Origin of the sequence: Arsukibacterium ikkense, from assembly GCF_000987775.1 — a bacterium.
In the GTDB taxonomy this organism is placed as follows: domain Bacteria; phylum Pseudomonadota; class Gammaproteobacteria; order Enterobacterales; family Alteromonadaceae; genus Alishewanella; species Alishewanella ikkense.
Map to the genome: position 1 here is coordinate 166118 of NZ_LAHO01000005.1, position 16016 is coordinate 182133.

At 47.2% G+C, this 16016-nt stretch carries 16 protein-coding genes; 13 read left to right on the top strand and 3 right to left on the bottom strand.

Annotated features, from left to right (window positions below):
* Positions 1-2 precede the first annotated feature (2 nt).
* The 13 genes from bamC (at position 3) to WG68_RS07375 (ending at position 13542) form a co-directional block, all read left to right on the top strand.
* A complete protein-coding gene (gene bamC / locus WG68_RS07315; protein WP_152663052.1) occupies positions 3-1067 on the top strand; it encodes an outer membrane protein assembly factor BamC in 1065 nt (354 codons plus the stop codon).
* A gap of 28 nt (positions 1068-1095) precedes the next feature.
* Positions 1096-2247, top strand: coding sequence for a DUF2066 domain-containing protein (locus WG68_RS07320; protein ID WP_052748999.1), 1152 nt, complete (start codon positions 1096-1098; stop codon positions 2245-2247).
* Positions 2248-2943, top strand: a complete 696-nt coding sequence (gene hda, locus WG68_RS07325; RefSeq protein WP_046557012.1) for a DnaA regulatory inactivator Hda — start codon at positions 2248-2250, stop codon at positions 2941-2943.
* Between the two features lie 119 nt (positions 2944-3062).
* Positions 3063-4043 (top strand): phenylalanine--tRNA ligase subunit alpha, encoded by a 981-nt coding sequence (gene pheS / locus WG68_RS07330; RefSeq protein ID WP_046557013.1) that lies wholly within the window; start codon positions 3063-3065, stop codon positions 4041-4043.
* 16 nt (positions 4044-4059) lie between these two features.
* Positions 4060-6447 (top strand): phenylalanine--tRNA ligase subunit beta, encoded by a 2388-nt coding sequence (gene pheT / locus WG68_RS07335; protein WP_046557014.1) that lies wholly within the window; start codon positions 4060-4062, stop codon positions 6445-6447.
* Between the two features lie 2 nt (positions 6448-6449).
* The gene (ihfA, locus tag WG68_RS07340) at positions 6450-6746 is read left to right on the top strand and encodes an integration host factor subunit alpha (RefSeq protein WP_046557015.1); all 297 of its coding nucleotides are present in this window, start codon (positions 6450-6452) and stop codon (positions 6744-6746) included.
* 273 nt (positions 6747-7019) lie between these two features.
* Positions 7020-7961 (top strand): YbgA family protein, encoded by a 942-nt coding sequence (locus WG68_RS07345; protein WP_046557016.1) that lies wholly within the window; start codon positions 7020-7022, stop codon positions 7959-7961.
* Between the two features lies 1 nt (position 7962).
* Complete coding sequence (gene phrB, locus WG68_RS07350) at positions 7963-9411, top strand: deoxyribodipyrimidine photo-lyase (RefSeq protein WP_046557017.1); 1449 nt, start codon at positions 7963-7965, stop codon at positions 9409-9411.
* Positions 9404-9844: a nuclear transport factor 2 family protein gene (locus tag WG68_RS07355; protein ID WP_046557018.1), complete on the top strand. Its 441-nt coding sequence runs from the start codon at positions 9404-9406 to the stop codon at positions 9842-9844. Before phrB ends, WG68_RS07355 begins: the two co-directional genes overlap by 8 nt.
* Positions 9845-9858: 14 nt before the next feature.
* The gene (locus WG68_RS07360) at positions 9859-11115 is read left to right on the top strand and encodes an NAD(P)/FAD-dependent oxidoreductase (RefSeq protein ID WP_046557019.1); all 1257 of its coding nucleotides are present in this window, start codon (positions 9859-9861) and stop codon (positions 11113-11115) included.
* Positions 11115-11864 carry a DUF1365 domain-containing protein gene (locus WG68_RS07365; protein ID WP_046557020.1) on the top strand — a complete coding sequence of 250 codons (750 nt, stop codon included), beginning with the start codon at positions 11115-11117 and terminating at the stop codon, positions 11862-11864. Before WG68_RS07360 ends, WG68_RS07365 begins: the two co-directional genes overlap by 1 nt.
* Positions 11861-13105, top strand: a complete 1245-nt coding sequence (locus WG68_RS07370) for an SAM-dependent methyltransferase (protein WP_046557021.1) — start codon at positions 11861-11863, stop codon at positions 13103-13105. The genes WG68_RS07365 and WG68_RS07370 overlap by 4 nt, the downstream gene beginning before the upstream one ends.
* 242 nt (positions 13106-13347) lie before the next feature.
* On the top strand, positions 13348-13542 hold the full coding sequence (locus WG68_RS07375; protein WP_407637669.1) for a CsbD family protein: 195 nt from the start codon (positions 13348-13350) through the stop codon (positions 13540-13542).
* Between the two features lie 70 nt (positions 13543-13612).
* Here the strand turns inward: WG68_RS07375 and WG68_RS07380 are convergent, their stop codons facing one another.
* From WG68_RS07380 to WG68_RS07390, 3 genes are all read right to left on the bottom strand, one after another.
* Positions 13613-14791, bottom strand: coding sequence for a DUF5924 family protein (locus WG68_RS07380; RefSeq protein ID WP_083981818.1), 1179 nt, complete (start codon positions 14789-14791; stop codon positions 13613-13615).
* On the bottom strand, positions 14781-15614 hold the full coding sequence (locus WG68_RS07385) for a CvfB family protein (RefSeq protein WP_046557023.1): 834 nt from the start codon (positions 15612-15614) through the stop codon (positions 14781-14783). The genes WG68_RS07380 and WG68_RS07385 overlap by 11 nt, the downstream gene beginning before the upstream one ends.
* A gap of 97 nt (positions 15615-15711) precedes the next feature.
* Entirely contained in the window at positions 15712-15933 is a 222-nt protein-coding gene (locus tag WG68_RS07390) for a DUF2061 domain-containing protein (protein ID WP_046557024.1), read from the bottom strand.
* Positions 15934-16016 lie beyond the last annotated feature (83 nt).

The window sequence follows — 16016 nt, forward strand, 5'->3', positions numbered from 1 at the left end:
AGGTGCATTATTGGAAAAAAAGTTGTATCACCGTGTCGGTATCAGCCATGTTATTGAGTGGTTGTTCGTTATTTCAGGCCGCCCCCGACAACCGTGCGCAGCGCCAGCAAGTGACTCTGGATATTCCTGCTGAACTGGCAACGCCACGTCAGCCAGGCAAATATGATATTCCGCAATCTAATGGTGCCAGCGGTACTGTGGCCGATAAATCGCCGGTGTTAGTGCTGGCAACGGCCTCCAGCAGCCGGATAACCGATGAAGCCGAAAAGCAGGCCCGGGTGATGTTTGAGCGTAACGACTTAACCGGTGATTTACTGCCATTTTTAACAACCCAGCTTAACCACTATTTTGCGAAGGAAAATGTCAGTGTTAATGCAACCGACGATACCAACCTGAACTTCGAAACTGACTGGGTAACACGCCATCGCCTTAAAGGGTTTTGGTTCTGGCAGGATGAAGTGCAGTTAGACCAGGCTCGTTATGCTATCAACATTGAGCCGCGACCGCATGGCCGCAGTGCCATTGTTTCAGTAACCTTACTTGAGCACCGTTTTTTTAATGAAAAAGATCAGTTAAGTGTTGCCCAGGCGCGTGATCATGAAGTAAGGCTACTGAACGGCTTTATTAACCAGGTCGCAGTAGCTGAAATAGAGACTGCTATTGCCAACCGGGATCGGGTGCCTGAAGTAGGTCTGGAGCCAGGTTTAAACAGTGCCGGTGAACCGGCTTTTGTCAGTTCACAGCCAATAGATGTGGCCTGGTCGCAACTTGAACCGGTGTTTGAGCAGCTGAATTTTAGCATTAAAGACATCAACCGTTCAGCTTTCACCTATTATCTTAGCTACAGCAAGCCAGGCCGTGGCATATGGTCTACCCTGATGGGCCGGGAAGCTCCGCCAGTATTGCCAATTGCTGATGGTGATTACCAGATTGTGCTGCAACGCAGCGGTACGGGTACGGTAATTAACTTGCTGTCTAAAGATGGCGAGCCGTTAGCCGCAGACACTATTGTTGCTGCTTATCAGCCGTTTGTTACGGCAATTAGAGCGGCAAAAATAGAGCTTTAATGGTGTGGTTTAAGTACTAGGAGTATAAATGCGCCAAGGTTTCCAACCCATGTCAATATTGCTGGCTGGTATGCTGCTGTTGGCCGGCAATCCGCTTGCTGCGGTTGAAGTTGATGCATTATACCTGGCCGATGTCAGCGCCGATCAAACGCAGCGACAATGGCAAAACAATGCCCTGGCACAGGTTATTACCCGGTTAACCGGCATCAATAACTTTTCTGACTACCCTGAAATTACCCGAGAACTGAACAATGCCGGGCGTTATGTGAAGCAATTTGAGTCGCACCGTCACAATGGCGATACGCGTTTAAAAGTATTGCTAGATGCCAGCCTGATTAACCCGCTACTGCAACAACAGGGTATTGCTATCTGGGGCGCTCACCGGCCGGAAATATTAGTCTGGATAGTGCAGCAGCAGGCAGGAGAACGCCGCTTTTTGCGCCAACCTGAACATGAGTTGGTTAAGTTGCTTTTACCACATTTAGCAGAAAACGGCATTCCGGTTACCTTGCCGTTATACGACATTGAGGATTTAAGCCAATTGTCTGAAACGGATGTCTGGGCAGGTTTCTGGCAGTCTATTAATCAGGCCAGCAGCCGTTACCGACCAGACCGGGTGATGACAATAGCGTTTGATGAGGTTAACCGTGATGGTGCAACATTGCAGCGTTTAAGTTGGCAGCGGCAAAGCACAGGCCCCGGCACAGAGCAGAACAGAATTATTCGTAACGAAGTTACTGCTGTTGACCACCTGGCTTTAGTGCAGGCGTTTAGCACCACACTCACTCGTGAGTTGGCAGCTGAACAAGCCGTGCTGTTGCAGCCACAGACACAGACATTCCAGCTTGAAGTGGAAAACCTGAATACCCTGGCTGATGTGGTGGCGGTAGAACGCTTAATTGGCCGGGTATTAGGTGTAGCCTCAGTAACCTTAAGCCAGTTTTCGGCAAATCGCGCCCAATTTGCTGTTGAGTTACAGATTGAACTGGCGCAGTTAAGCCGTATTTTACAGTGGGAACCTTCTTTGCAAATTAGTGAAGTTGCTGCTGGCCGTGAAGGAGGAATTTACCTGGGTGGCATAGCGCCAGGGTTAAGGCCTGTTGGCCCAAGATCAGAAGCGGTTAGCTCGTTAAATATGACTAGGCAAGTTCATGCCAGCTACCGGTTTATCAGGCGTTAAATGCAGCCTCTGCAGTATACCCTGGCGGTAACCCTGCCTGACGATGAAACTCTGGATAGTTTTTATGCCGCAGGCCAAACTGAAGCGGTCAGTCTGCTTAAACATTATTTGCAATTTGCTGCAGGCCAGGCGCCGTTATATTTGTTTGGTGCCAGTGGCAGCGGTAAATCGCACTTACTTTATGCTGCCTGTGTATTTGCGCAGGAGCGCGGTTTAACGTCTCAGCTGTTGGCACTGCAGGATTATCAGCAACTGAGCCCACGTTTGCTCGACAACCTGGAACAGCTAGATGTGGTTTGCCTGGACAATATTCAGGCAATAGCCGGTGATCTCAGTTGGCAAATTGCAGTATTTGATTTATACAATCGGATGCAGGAACAAGGTAAGGCCTTGATCATTGTCGGTAATCAGGCGCCACAGCAGCTGGGTTTTGCGCTGGCGGATTTGGTATCCAGACTGCACGCCTGTCAGAGCCTGCAACTGCGATTGCTGACCGATGATGATAAACAAAAACTGTTACAGCAAAAAGCCCATCAGCGAGGCATGGAACTAGCTGATGAAGTGGCCCGCTTTTTGTTGAACCGTTATAACCGCGATATCCGCTCCCTGGTTGCCATTTTAGATCAGCTCGATAAAGCCTCCATCGTGCATCAACGCAAGTTAACCATTCCTTTTATTAAATCTATTCTACTTTAGCGCCTTAAGCATTATTTTAGCTGAAAAAAGCCTGTCAGAGACTGCGAATTAGCCGGCTTTTTGGTGTATCATTAGCGGTTTTAATCTGACTGACGATCTTGGCTGCTTTGAGGACAAAGATGAATCTGACTGCAATATTAGACAATGCACTGCAAGCTGTTGCTGCGGCGCCCGACATCGCGGCGCTGGATGAAGTGCGGGTGACCTTTATGGGCAAGAAAGGCAGTATTACCGAGCTGCTTAAATCTCTGGGGGCAATGGACCCTGAGCAGCGTAAACTGGCTGGCCAGCACATTAACGAGTTAAAGCAGCAGGTGCAGGATGCGTTAAATCAGAAACGTGACCAGTTGCAACAAGCCCAGCTAGCCAGCAAACTGGCGCAGGAACAAATTGACGTTACGCTGCCGGGACGTAAATTGGATGACGGTGGCTTGCATCCGGTAACCCGAACCATTGCCAGAATTGAAAGCTTTTTTACTGAGTTAGGTTTTGAGGTCAAACATGGCCCGGAAATCGAAGATGATTTTCATAACTTTGATGCGCTGAATATTCCTGAGCATCACCCGGCGCGCGCTGATCACGATACCTTTTATTTTAACCCCAAGTTAATGTTGCGTACTCAAACTTCTGGTGTGCAAATCCGCACCATGGAGCAACAGCAACCGCCGCTGCGTATTATCTCACCGGGGCGGGTTTACCGTAACGATTATGACCAGACGCACACGCCAATGTTTCATCAGGTAGAGGGGCTGATGGTTGATAAAAATGTCAGCTTCACTGAGTTAAAGGGGATCTTGCATGACTTCTTACAGAACTTTTTTGAAGAAGATTTGCAGGTACGGTTCCGGCCTTCTTTCTTTCCTTTTACCGAACCATCTGCAGAGGTAGATGTGATGGGCAAAAATGGTAAATGGCTGGAAGTGCTGGGTTGCGGCATGGTGCACCCCAACGTGTTACGCTCGGTTGGAATTGACCCGGAAGTATACAGCGGTTTTGCGTTTGGGATGGGCGTTGAGCGGCTAACAATGCTGCGGTATGGCGTCACTGATCTCAGATCTTTTTTTGAAAACGATTTACGCTTTTTAAAGCAGTTCAGATAAGCGGAGTATTCCTGGAATGAAATTTAGCGAAATGTGGTTACGGCAGTGGGTTAATCCGGCAATAGATACCGCAGCCTTATCTGAACAATTATCGATGGCCGGTTTAGAAGTCGATGGTATTGAGCCGGTGGCTGGCGTCTTCAGTGGTGTGGTAGTGGGGGAAGTTGTGGCTTGTGGCCCCCATCCGGATGCGGATAAGCTGCAGATTACCCAGGTTAATATTGGCCAGCCTGAACTATTAGATATAGTGTGTGGTGCCAAAAACTGCCGGCTGGGTTTAAAAGTCGCAGTAGCTACAGTGGGCGCCGTGCTACCTGGTGATTTTGTGATTAAAAAGGCCAAGCTTCGCGGCCAGCCTTCAAACGGCATGTTGTGCTCGTTTTCTGAGCTGGGCATGGCGGACGATTCAGAGGGTATTATGGAGCTGCCGGCTGACGCCCCGCTTGGTATTGATATCCGGCAGTATCTGGAGCTGGATGACTATACCATTGAAGTTGACCTGACCCCAAACCGGGCTGATTGCCTGGGGATTAAAGGCCTGGCGCGGGAAGTCGGTGTGTTAAATAAGCTGAGTGTTTGTCAGCCGGAATTTCAAGCGGTTACTCCCACAATTACTGAGCAAAAAAACATTACGCTGTCAGCGGCCGAGGCGTGTCCACGCTACCTTGGCCGTGTTATTAAAGATGTTGATCTTAGCCGTAGCAGCCCGTTGTGGTTAACTGAAAAGCTGCGTCGTTGCGGCGTGCGTAGTATTGACCCTGTGGTAGATGTTACCAACTATGTGCTGCTAGAGTTAGGTCATCCGATGCATGCCTTCGATTTAGACCGGTTAGCTGGTGACATAGAGGTGCGTTTTGCCCGTGACGGCGAGAAATTAGTGCTGCTTGACGAAACTGAAGTGGTATTAAAAGCCAATACCTTGTTAATTGCGGACAGTGAAAATGCACTGGCGATGGCGGGTATTTTTGGTGGCTTGCACAGCGGTGTCACCAGTAAAACCAAAGATATTTTTCTGGAAAGTGCTTTTTTCTCACCATTAGCTATTGCCGGCAAAGCGCGCCAATATGGTTTGCATACGGATGCGTCTCACCGCTATGAACGTGGGGTTGATCCTGAATTGCAACGCACAGCCATGGAGCGTGCTACCGCCTTACTGCTGCAAATTGTCGGTGGTAAAGCTGGGCCGATAGTGGAAGCTGTGGCGCCAGAGCACTTACCTAAGTCTGCAAAGATTGATTTAACTGAAGCAAAATTATTACGCTTGCTGGGGCACCCGATTGCCAAAGCTGAGGTTACCGATATTTTAAGTCGGCTGGGCCTGGCGGTAACGCAAATCGATGGCGGATGGCATGTCTCAGTACCTGGTTACCGGTTTGATATCGGAATTAGTGAAGATCTTATTGAAGAAATTGCCCGGGTATATGGCTATAACAATATTCCGAATGTTGCGCCGCAAGCGGCACTCAGTATGCGTAAATTCAGCGAAGCCGAGCTAAATGTACAACGGATGCGTGAGCTGCTGGTTGACCGCGGTTATCAGGAAGCTATAACTTACAGCTTCGTTGACCCGAAAGTGCAGCACACCTTATTTCCGCAGCAGCAGGCGCTGGTGTTACCTAACCCCATTTCGGCAGATATGTCGGCTATGCGATTGAATTTGTGGCCAGGTCTGCTACAGGCAGTGCAACACAACCAGAACCGCCAGCAAAGTCGCATACGTTTGTTTGAATATGGTTTAAAGTTTATTCCTGATGCGGCGGCGGAAGGAGGGGTGCGGCAGGTTGCGGTAATAGGTGGCGTGGTGGTGGGCTCGTTCAGCAATGAGCATTGGGCCATCGCTGAGCGTGCTGCTGATTTCTTTGACGTTAAAGGTGATGTTGAAGCTTTGCTTAGCGTCACCTCTGCTGGCGCTGAGTTTGCGTTTGAACGTGGCGAGCATTGTGCGCTGCATCCGGGCCAGACAGCCCGGATCAGACGCGCCGGTAACGTTGTGGGTTATGTTGGCGCATTGCATCCGGAAGCGGAGCGAAAACTTGGTATAAAGGGCAAAGCATACTTATTTGAACTGGAACTGGCGGCCGTTGGTCAGCGTGCTATTGTTGAAGCAGAGGAGCTGTCGAAATACCCGGCGAACCGACGTGATTTAGCAATAGTAGTAAAAACGGATGTGCGTTTTGCTGATATTACTGCTAGTATAAAAAAAGTTGGCGTAAATCAATTAGTTGACCTAAAATTGTTTGACGTATATACCGGACAGGGTGTGGCAGACGGATACAAGTCACTTGCCATCGCTCTGACTTTGCAGGATAAAACGCGTACCCTTGAAGATAAAGATATTCAAGTTGTTGTAAATCAAGTGGTTAACGTGCTTAAAGACGAATTCGACGCAACGTTGAGGGATTAGGAATGGCGCTTACCAAAGCTGATTTAGCAGAACGTTTGTTTAGCAAGTTTGGCGTTAGCAAACGTGATGCTAAATTGATCGTTGAAGCTTTTTTTGAAGAAATTCGTACCGCATTAGAAGCGGGGGAGCAAGTAAAGTTATCTGGCTTTGGTAACTTTGACTTACGGGTTAAAAACGAACGGCCAGGGCGCAACCCTAAAACGGGCGAGGATATTCCTATTTCCGCTCGTTGTGTGGTGACATTCCGACCTGGGCAGAAGTTAAAATCACGGGTTGAAACGGGTACCAGTAAATCCTGATGTTGTTTGCTGTGCAGTCATTAAATGGATTACCGGTACAACGTTGTTGTTAAACGTTGAGTGACCGTGTTTATCTGGCTGCTGGTTGCTAAGAACACGGTACCAACTTTGTCGATAAAAATACGATAGTTGCCTTAATGGCAATTATCGTTTTTTTTTGTCTGAATTGTCTTAGAAAACTGATCCAGTGACAAACTTTTATTGTAAAGAAAAGAGTTCACTACCGTACTTGGTACAGGTATTACTGTTTAGACTGCAGGGCTCAAACATAGTATGACAATTAAAATAGGAATTAGTGCTTGCGTGCTGGGTGAACCCGTGCGGTTTGACGGCGGCCACAAAGCATCGGGCTTTTGTCTGCAGCAATTAAAACCATTAGTACAATACATTGCCGTGTGTCCGGAGCAAGCCATTGGCTTAGGGGTGCCAAGGCCAGCCATCCGGCTGCAGCGCGACAGCGCCATGCAGATACGGTTGGTACAAAGCCGTGACCCGGCAATTGATCACACCGCAAAAATGCTCAGTTATACCGAAAAGTTACTGCCTGAACTGGCCGTATTGAGCGGTTATGTGGTCTGCGCCAAATCACCCAGCTGTGGTATGGAGCGGGTCAGGTTGTATGATGATGCCGGCCAGCAACTGGGTAAAATTGGTGTTGGTATTTATACCCGTCAATTAATGCAACACTATCCGTGGTTGCCTGTTGAGGAAGATGGCAGGTTACTGGACCCGACAATAAAAGAGAATTTTATTACCCGCATCTTTGCTTGCCACGACTATCAGCAGCAGATGCAGGGCGGCTTTACCGTAGCAAAACTGGTGCAGTTTCACAGCCGATATAAATTCCTGGTGATGGCACATAGCCCCGTGGCGTACCGTGAGTTGGGCAGGCTGGTGGCCAGCGCAAAATTATTTACGCCAGCAGATTTGTCAGAACGTTATCTGACAGATCTGATGCATGCCTTGAAAAATATCGCCAGCAGACAACAGCATGCTAATGTGTTGCAACATTTACAGGGCTTTTTGAAGAAATCCCTTAATCGCGCTGAAAAGCTTGAACTTACCGATTTAATTCATCGTTACAGGCAGGGGTTCTTGCCACTGATGGCACCGTTAACCCTGCTTAACCATCATTTGCGGCAGTTTCCTAATCAATATGTGGCGGCGCAGCGTTATTTAAATCCTTACCCGGAACAGCTTGGATTGAGAGCCTGATATGTCAAAACCTGTTGCATTGCATGTCGTCTGGCTACGGAACGATTTAAGAGCCTATGATAATGCCGCCTTATTTCATGCGGTAACCGCAGCCAATAATGATGCTGATAGCGCTGTGCTGGCCGTGTTTGTCGCTACTGCTGCTAGCTGGCAGCAGCATCATATGTCTACTATTAAGCAAGACTTTATCCGCCAACGGGTACGTCAGTTAACTGTAGAGTTGGCTGAGCAGGGTGTCGCTATGCTGGCGTTAGAGGCAAATCATTATCAGGATTGTCGTCCAGTTTTTGCCAAATTGAGTGCATTGGGCATGGTGGCGTTGTATAGCCAGCCAGAATACGAATTGCGCGAGCAACAGCGCGACCGGCAGATCACTGCAGATCTGCAAGCCGCCGGGGTTGCGGTTCATTGGTATGACCGGCAATGTGTTATGCCGCCAGGCAGCATTCTGACGCAAAGTGGTGATACCTATAAAGTGTTTACCCCCTTTAAGCGCAATTGGTTGGCCAGACTGCAGCAACTAGGTGTGCGTTGTTATCCCAGAGTCAGGGCTGAAAAATTTTATGATGTCAGTGCTATAGGTGAGCAGTTGGCCCTGCCTGCTATGCAAAACGGTGATAACAGCGCTGCAGCCTGGCCGGTAGCAGAGCAGCAAATTCTTGAGCAGATGCGTCAGTTTTGTCAGCAACAGGTGGCAGATTATCAGCGGACACGAGATTTCCCTGAGCAAGCCGGGACCTCGGGTTTGTCAGCTTATCTGGCAATTGGGGTTATTTCGGCTCAGCAATGTGTTAACCGGCTGCAATTGGAAGCCGCAGTAACACTGGAGCAGGATAAAAGCGGAGCCAGTGTCTGGTTGTCAGAATTAATCTGGCGTGAGTTCTATAAACATATCCTGGTAGCTTATCCTGATTTAATAAAACACAATCCATTTCAGGCAGATACTGCAGCAATTCGCTGGTCTAACAGCAAAACACTTTTTGACGCCTGGTGTCAGGGAAAAACCGGTTACCCAATTGTCGATGCAGCTATGCGGCAGCTTAACCAAACAGGTTGGATGCACAACAGGCTGCGGATGATTACGGCCAGCTTCCTGGTTAAGGATTTACATATTGATTGGCGCTGGGGCGAGCAATATTTTATGTCACGCCTAATAGACGGCGACTTTGCTGCCAATAATGGTGGTTGGCAATGGGCCGCCTCTACCGGCACCGACGCTGCACCTTATTTCAGAATTTTTAATCCAGTAACGCAAAGCGAACGTTTTGATCCTGCTGGTAACTTTATCAGGCGATATTTGCCCGAGTTAGCTAAACAATCTGCCAAAACTATTCATTGGCCACATAACAAAGGTACCCCCGCTGAGTATTGGCCAGCGGTGGTTGATCACAACGACGCCCGTAAAATTACACTGGCACTTTTTGCCGAGGTTAAAAAACCAAATGCCTGAGTTAACTGAAAGCAAATTAACGCGATTTTTAAAGTTCTATAATGCATTGTCGCATGACGGGTTACGTCAACTGGCAGATATCTATACCGCTGATGTGGTATTTATTGATCCGGTACACCAGATCACTGGCCGGGATCAGCTTAGCCGTTACTTTTCTCATGCCTATCAACGGTTGATTTATTGTAAGTTTGAACCTGTATCGCAAAGTGATAATGAGCAACAAAGCTTTATCAGCTGGGTGATGACCTTATCGCATCCGGCGATTGCCAAGGGGAAACCGCTGGTTGTGCACGGTTGCTCCGAGCTACGTTGGCGGCAACAGCATATTTATTATCATCGAGATTTTTATGATTTGACCGAACTGGTTTATCAGCACTTGCCGGTTCTGGGCTGGGCAACATCTAAAGTAAAACAGCGAATGGCGCAAGCCTGAGTAAGGAAATAGAAATGCGTATAGCAGTAATTGGTGGTGGTATTTCCGGGATGCTCAGCTGGTATTTATTGCAGCAACAGCATCAGGTAACGTTGTTTGAAGCAAACGATTATCTGGGCGGGCATACCGCTACTGTTGATGTCGAAGTAGCGGGCAAGCAATACGCTATTGATACCGGTTTTATAGTGTTCAATAACTGGACTTACCCGTTCTTCAATAAGTTTATTGCTGAACTTGCAGTTGAAAAGCTTGATACAGAAATGAGCTTTTCAGTCAAAAACCCCCGGCAAAACCTCGAATATAATGGTAACACCCTGGCGAGTTTATTTGCGCAGAAGCGCAACATTTTCCGGCTGTCGTTTTGGCGGATGCTGGCAGATATTGTTCGCTTTAATAAGTTGGGTAAGCAATTAGTGGCTGATGATCATCCGGATTTAGATTTAAAGCTGGGCGAGTTCTTAAACAAGTATAAGTTTGGCAATGCCATGCGGGATAACTATTTGCTGCCAATGGGGGCGGCTATCTGGTCTGCTGGTTTGACCGAGATGCCGTCATTTCCAGTGCGCTTTTTTCTGCGTTTCTTTAACAACCATGGTTTACTGAATATTAGTGACAGGCCGCAGTGGACTGTTGTTAAGGGGGGTTCTAAGCGCTATGTCGAGGCCTTGTTAGCCAAGCTCGGTACGCAGCAGTTGCGGTTGTCACAGCAGATAAGCCTGGTAGCTCGTGATGAAATGGGCGTTACCTTACATTTTACCGATGGTCGCAGTGAGCAGTTTGATAAAGTGGTCTTTGCCTGCCATAGTGATCAGGCACTAGCGTTGCTGGGGAGTAATGCCACCGCAGATGAAATCGCAGTGCTGGGAGCTATTGCCTATCAGCAAAACGAAGTGGTGTTGCATACAGATACCCGGCTGTTACCCCAGCGGCGCCGTGCCTGGGCGTCCTGGAATTACAATCTGGATGCGACCGAGCGCAGCAGGGCAACCCTGACTTACAATATGAATATTTTGCAGCAACTGGAAGCGCCGGTAACCTTTTGTGTCACTTTAAATAACACTGCTGCAATAGCGAAAGATAAAATTCTCGGCGTCTATCACTATGCCCATCCGGTTTACAATATGATGACAATGGCGGCTCAGTCGCAGCGAAGTACGATTAATGGCCAGTATCACAGTTATTTTTGCGGTGCATACTGGTATAACGGCTTTCACGAAGATGGTGCGAAAAGTGCCGTTGATGTTGCCGCCATGTTTGGGATTGACTATTAATGCAAACAGGACACGCCTTATATTGCGGTGAGGTAGGGCATAAGCGTTTTTTTCCCAAAGCTCATGGCTTCAACTATGCTTATCATCTTTACTGGCTGGATAGCCAGGCTCTTGACCCTGCCAACTTAGCAGAGGTAGGGGTAAAGTATGAAGGTTTTGCTGCGCTGAGTTACCGGCGACGTGATTATTTGCCGGGTGACGATAATCTGCTAACGGCGGTGCAGCATAAAGTCCGTGCTTTGGGTGGGTTACAAGATGTGGCTAAGGTTTATTTGTTAACTCCGCTGGCGAACTGGGGTTATTATTTTAGCCCTATTACGCTTTACTACTGTTATAACAGCAATGCTGAATTTAGCTATTTACTGGCAGAAGTCAGTAATACGCCCTGGAACGAGCGTCATTACTATTTACAGCACATTGACGCTGAGACAGCGTTCTATCAGCATGATAAGGCCTTTCATGTTTCACCTTTTAATCCGATGGATATGCAATACCGCTGGCAAATTGCCGCACCGGCCGAAGCACTTTTTTGCAGTATTACTAATATCAAACAACAGCAGGCGGTGTTCAGTGCCTGGATTAGACTTAAACGCTTTAGTCTTAGCAGGGCGAACCGGCGGCAGATCCTGATCCGCCGCCCGTGGCAAAACGTACAGATAATGTGGCGTATTTACTGGCATGCAGTAAAACTTTATCTAAAAGGTGTGCCAGTGCATCAACATCCAAAATCCAGGGAAAAGAAGTTATGAGTTTATCGCTTACCGAACAGGCGGTGTTTGCTAATTTAGGCTGGTTTGACCGGCTTTGCCGCAAGTTTACTTTATCGTTTTTAGGCCAACTTAAAGAAGGTGACATTACCCTGATTGAAGGGGAAGAACGGTTGCAGCTAGGTGAGGCCGGTAGTGAATTAAAAGTTACCCTGACGGTGCTCGACCCTGCTTTTTATCAGAAGCTGGTATTGGCGGGTTCTGTGGGAGGCGGTGAGGCTTATATACAGGGCTACTGGCGCTGCGATAACTTAACTGCGCTGGTCCGCATTTTTGGCCGCAATTTACCCTTACTGGATAAGATGGATTCAACCTGGGCAAGGCTGAGCCGGCCGTTACTAAAAGCGCTCAACTGGCGCAACAGTAATTCTAAAGATCAGGCCAGAAAAAATATTGCTGCCCACTACGACCTCGGCAATGAAATGTACCAGCTTTTTCTTGATGACAGCATGATGTATTCCAGCGCAGTTTTCCCGAATGACGACACTGATCTGGCCGCGGCTCAGCAATATAAGCTAAAACAAATTTGCGATAAATTACAATTGAAAGCGGGCGATCACCTGATTGAAATTGGTACCGGCTGGGGCGGCATGGCGATTTATGCTGCGCAACACTACGGCTGTAAAGTGACGACAACCACGATTTCAGCAGAACAGTTAGCTTATGCTAAAGCAAAGGTTGAACAACTGGGTCTGCAAGACCAAATCACCCTGCTGTTTGAAGATTATCGGGATCTGACAGGTCAGTACGATAAATTAGTGTCAATTGAAATGATTGAGGCGGTAGGAGATAACTATCTGGATGAATACTTTGCGAAGTGCGCCAGTCTGTTAAAGCCTGATGGTTTAATGGTGTTGCAAGCCATTACTATTGTTGATCAGCGTTATCAGCAGTATGTACGTGAAGTAGACTTTATTAAACGCTATGTTTTTCCTGGTGGTTGCTTACCGTCAATCAGCCGGATGGCTACTGCTGTAAGCCGCAAAACAGACCTGGTGATCCGCCATGTGCATGACATTGGTTTTGATTATGCGAAAACTCTTAAGTTTTGGTGTGATAACTTTATGCACCAACGTGATGCCGTGCATCAACTTGGTTATGATGATAATTTTATCCGGCTATGGCACTTCTATTTATGCTATTGCGAAGGGGGCTTTATGGAGCGGGCGACCAGTGCTGTTCATATGGTGTTATCTAAGCCTGCGAACCGCAGTGTTTGTTAGGTAAGTCGCGGCGCAGCGACAGGCTCGTTTGCAATTTTTTCAAACGAGCCGGTAAATAATTCGGTGTAAATTTATACTTATGTTAAACAAAATTATCTATTGAAATATTAATTCATTAAAATCAATAGCATAAGTTTATCTGTCTATTGGTACATTGTTTGCAATGTTATGTATGTTGCAGCTACAGTTTTTATGATTGCGAAATAACTGTAGTGAAACTATGTCTAACCTGATGGAGAAAGATGATGAATAGTGATATTGCAGAAGGTAAATGGCGTCAACTTAAAGGCTCTGTTAAAGAAAAATGGGGCAAACTAACTGACGATGACATTCAGCAAGTTGACGGTAGCTTTGAAAAGTTCTGCGGCAAAATGCAAGAACGATATGGCATGAGCCGGGAGCAAGCTGAGCAGGAATTTAATCGCTTTAAAGAGTGAACATCGTTAATTCTACATAACAAAAGGGCCATCTGGCCCTTTTTTGCTACTTGCTATTTACTTAGCGTTGTTAGTGTTTGAATGGTGGCAGTACTATTTCAGACTCAGACTCAGACTCAGACTCAGACTCAGACTTGAGTTTGGGCTCAGTTTGTACCGGCTCGATTAGTGTGGCGTCCGATTCATGAGGCGGCATACCATTGGCTATATTAAGGTTAACCTTAAAACGCGTGAGGCCAATTAACCTGCCTGATTCGGTCACTACCTGAACCTGCCAATTACCTGCGGGATAGGGTGGGAAAACCTGTTTATGGCTCCAGGCCCTATAGCCTGCTTCCCGGCCTCCACGGATATCTAATACTATTCGGTCAACTTCCCGGCCGTTCAGGAGCCAGACATGGTGGATTTTCTCCCGTAAACCGCGAGGTGCCCGTACCGCGGTCCAGGCGTAGAGACCTTGCTGCAGATCAGCCACTGAAAGCTCGTTGATCTCAGGTCCTGCTTCACGCTGGGCGGTATCAACCTGATGTGAAATAGTTACAGCAGTCAGCCGCATACCTGCGGGGGGTACCCAACTGCGTAGCTGCCATAACACCAGCGCCATCAGGCACAACATACTTAGCAACATGGGTAAGCGCCACCAGCGTCCCGGCGGTAGGATCCGGTCTAAACTTGGCAAGCTGAAGATTAAAGCGGCACTTATTGCCGCGATCAGACTTTGCTGGGTGGTTAATTGTAGTAACAGCGGTAGCACCACCAGCATGACGACAAACAACGCCAGGGTATGAAAAGCCACGAACAATGCATAGCGGGTGGCCAGATGTTTATAATAGAGTGGGTCGATAATTGACACCAGCGCGCACAGGATCAGCAAACTGGTAAACAGCGCCTGGCCATGACCCCAACTTGTTACTGCCAGAAAAAAAGGCAAGGCAAAAAACAGGCTTTCCTGATGCACCAGCTGAGTTAGAAACCGCACAACAATGGGCGAGAGGTTCCAGCCAAATCGTCGTTCCAAACTGGCTCTTAGCCAGTTATCGGCAATCAACAGTACCCAAATCACCAACATAAATGCGGCTATAAACTGGGCGATAGATTCTTTGCGGTCAATAAGCACATAACTGGCAATGCCAGAAAGAAACGCCAATATGGCCATCAGGCCAGCATGACGTTGAAACAATTCAAGCAACCAACTAATGGCGGGTTTCAACGTATGTATTCTGGCCGCACCGGGAAATTTAGCTGCCAACTAACATGATACCTGCGTCTAAGATTACGATTTTTTTATCTTTATACAGGCTGCCAATAGCTTGCTTGTAGGCTTTCTTACTGACACCAAAAGCGGCATAAATGAGTTCTGGAGAACTTTTGTCTGTTAACGCCAGTTTACCGCCATTCTGCTGCAACTTAGTAAGAATTTGCTCGGTCAGTTCCTGCGCCTGCTTATAAGTGGTAGCCGTTAATCTTAAATCAATTTTGCCATCGTCCCGCACTTTAACAATATAAGCATGGCTTTGGTCACCACGGCGTAAAGGTTTAAATACTTCATTTTTATACAATACGCCCCAGTGTAGCTGGTTAACCACTACCTTATAACCGATGTCGGTTTGTTCACTGATAATAATTTCAACTTTATCGCCGATATTGTAGCGGGGCTCAGTTTTATGCAGATGACGGTCTAGTTTGGTTGAAGCAACAATGCGGTTGCTAAGATCAACATAACAGTACACTAAATACTTCTGGCCTTCTTTCAGGGGGATTTGCTGTTCACTAAATGGCACCAGCAAATCTTTCTTCAAGCCCCAGTTTAAGAAAGCACCCACCTTGGTTACGGCAACAACGGGTAACATGGCAACTTGTCCTACCATAATTGCCGGTTTTTCTGTGGTTGCAATTAACTGGTCTTCAGAGTCCAGATAAAGAAATACAGTTAGCTCTGTACCAACTTCCAAACCAGCTGGTGCCACATTATTAGGTAGTAAAATTTCTCCCCAACTTAAGCCGTCAAGATAAAAGCCAAATTTAACCTGCTTTTTCACGGTTAAGGTATTCAGGGTGCCCAGTGCAATCATTGTTAATCCAGTCATATTTTACTAATAACGTATTGTAACTGCTTTTACCTGACGCTGCAGGGCTTATTTATCGCAGCCTTAACGCCGAACACTGCTATCATTTCGCAAAGTGATTGTTATATATTGAGGTTGATTGTCTGGCTTGTTGTTGGTGTTGCAGACGCTGCCATATTTTTTCATGAAAAAAATAAGCTACGGTATTGGCAGCCGGTTCGATAACCGCAATCAGGCCACCCAGAACTAAATCGCCGGTAATCGCGTAAGTAACACCAAAAGCAATACTAAAGTGCATAATGGCGAAAGTTGTTGTTTTTAACATGAGTTTTGCTCCTATTCGATTAGTGTAAATGTTAGCCTTTTTCACAACCTGATAAAGTGAATTAAAGCGCACAGGCTAATCGA

What these genes read in the sequence shown, in the direction of transcription:
- WG68_RS07360 (WP_046557019.1), top strand. Translation starts at nt 9,859, where the DNA reads ATGCGTATAGCAGTAATTGGTGGTGGTATTTCCGGGATGCTCAGCTGG.
- WG68_RS07370 (WP_046557021.1), top strand. Translation starts at nt 11,861, where the DNA reads ATGAGTTTATCGCTTACCGAACAGGCGGTGTTTGCTAATTTAGGCTGG.
- WG68_RS07355 (WP_046557018.1), top strand. Translation starts at nt 9,404, where the DNA reads ATGCCTGAGTTAACTGAAAGCAAATTAACGCGATTTTTAAAGTTCTAT.
- WG68_RS07365 (WP_046557020.1), top strand. Translation starts at nt 11,115, where the DNA reads ATGCAAACAGGACACGCCTTATATTGCGGTGAGGTAGGGCATAAGCGT.
- phrB (WP_046557017.1), top strand. Translation starts at nt 7,963, where the DNA reads ATGTCAAAACCTGTTGCATTGCATGTCGTCTGGCTACGGAACGATTTA.
- WG68_RS07390 (WP_046557024.1), bottom strand. Translation starts at nt 15,933, where the DNA reads ATGTTAAAAACAACAACTTTCGCCATTATGCACTTTAGTATTGCTTTT.
- WG68_RS07345 (WP_046557016.1), top strand. Translation starts at nt 7,020, where the DNA reads ATGACAATTAAAATAGGAATTAGTGCTTGCGTGCTGGGTGAACCCGTG.
- WG68_RS07320 (WP_052748999.1), top strand. Translation starts at nt 1,096, where the DNA reads ATGCGCCAAGGTTTCCAACCCATGTCAATATTGCTGGCTGGTATGCTG.
- WG68_RS07385 (WP_046557023.1), bottom strand. Translation starts at nt 15,614, where the DNA reads ATGATTGCACTGGGCACCCTGAATACCTTAACCGTGAAAAAGCAGGTT.
- hda (WP_046557012.1), top strand. Translation starts at nt 2,248, where the DNA reads ATGCAGCCTCTGCAGTATACCCTGGCGGTAACCCTGCCTGACGATGAA.
- pheT (WP_046557014.1), top strand. Translation starts at nt 4,060, where the DNA reads ATGAAATTTAGCGAAATGTGGTTACGGCAGTGGGTTAATCCGGCAATA.
- WG68_RS07375 (WP_407637669.1), top strand. Translation starts at nt 13,348, where the DNA reads ATGATGAATAGTGATATTGCAGAAGGTAAATGGCGTCAACTTAAAGGC.
- pheS (WP_046557013.1), top strand. Translation starts at nt 3,063, where the DNA reads ATGAATCTGACTGCAATATTAGACAATGCACTGCAAGCTGTTGCTGCG.
- ihfA (WP_046557015.1), top strand. Translation starts at nt 6,450, where the DNA reads ATGGCGCTTACCAAAGCTGATTTAGCAGAACGTTTGTTTAGCAAGTTT.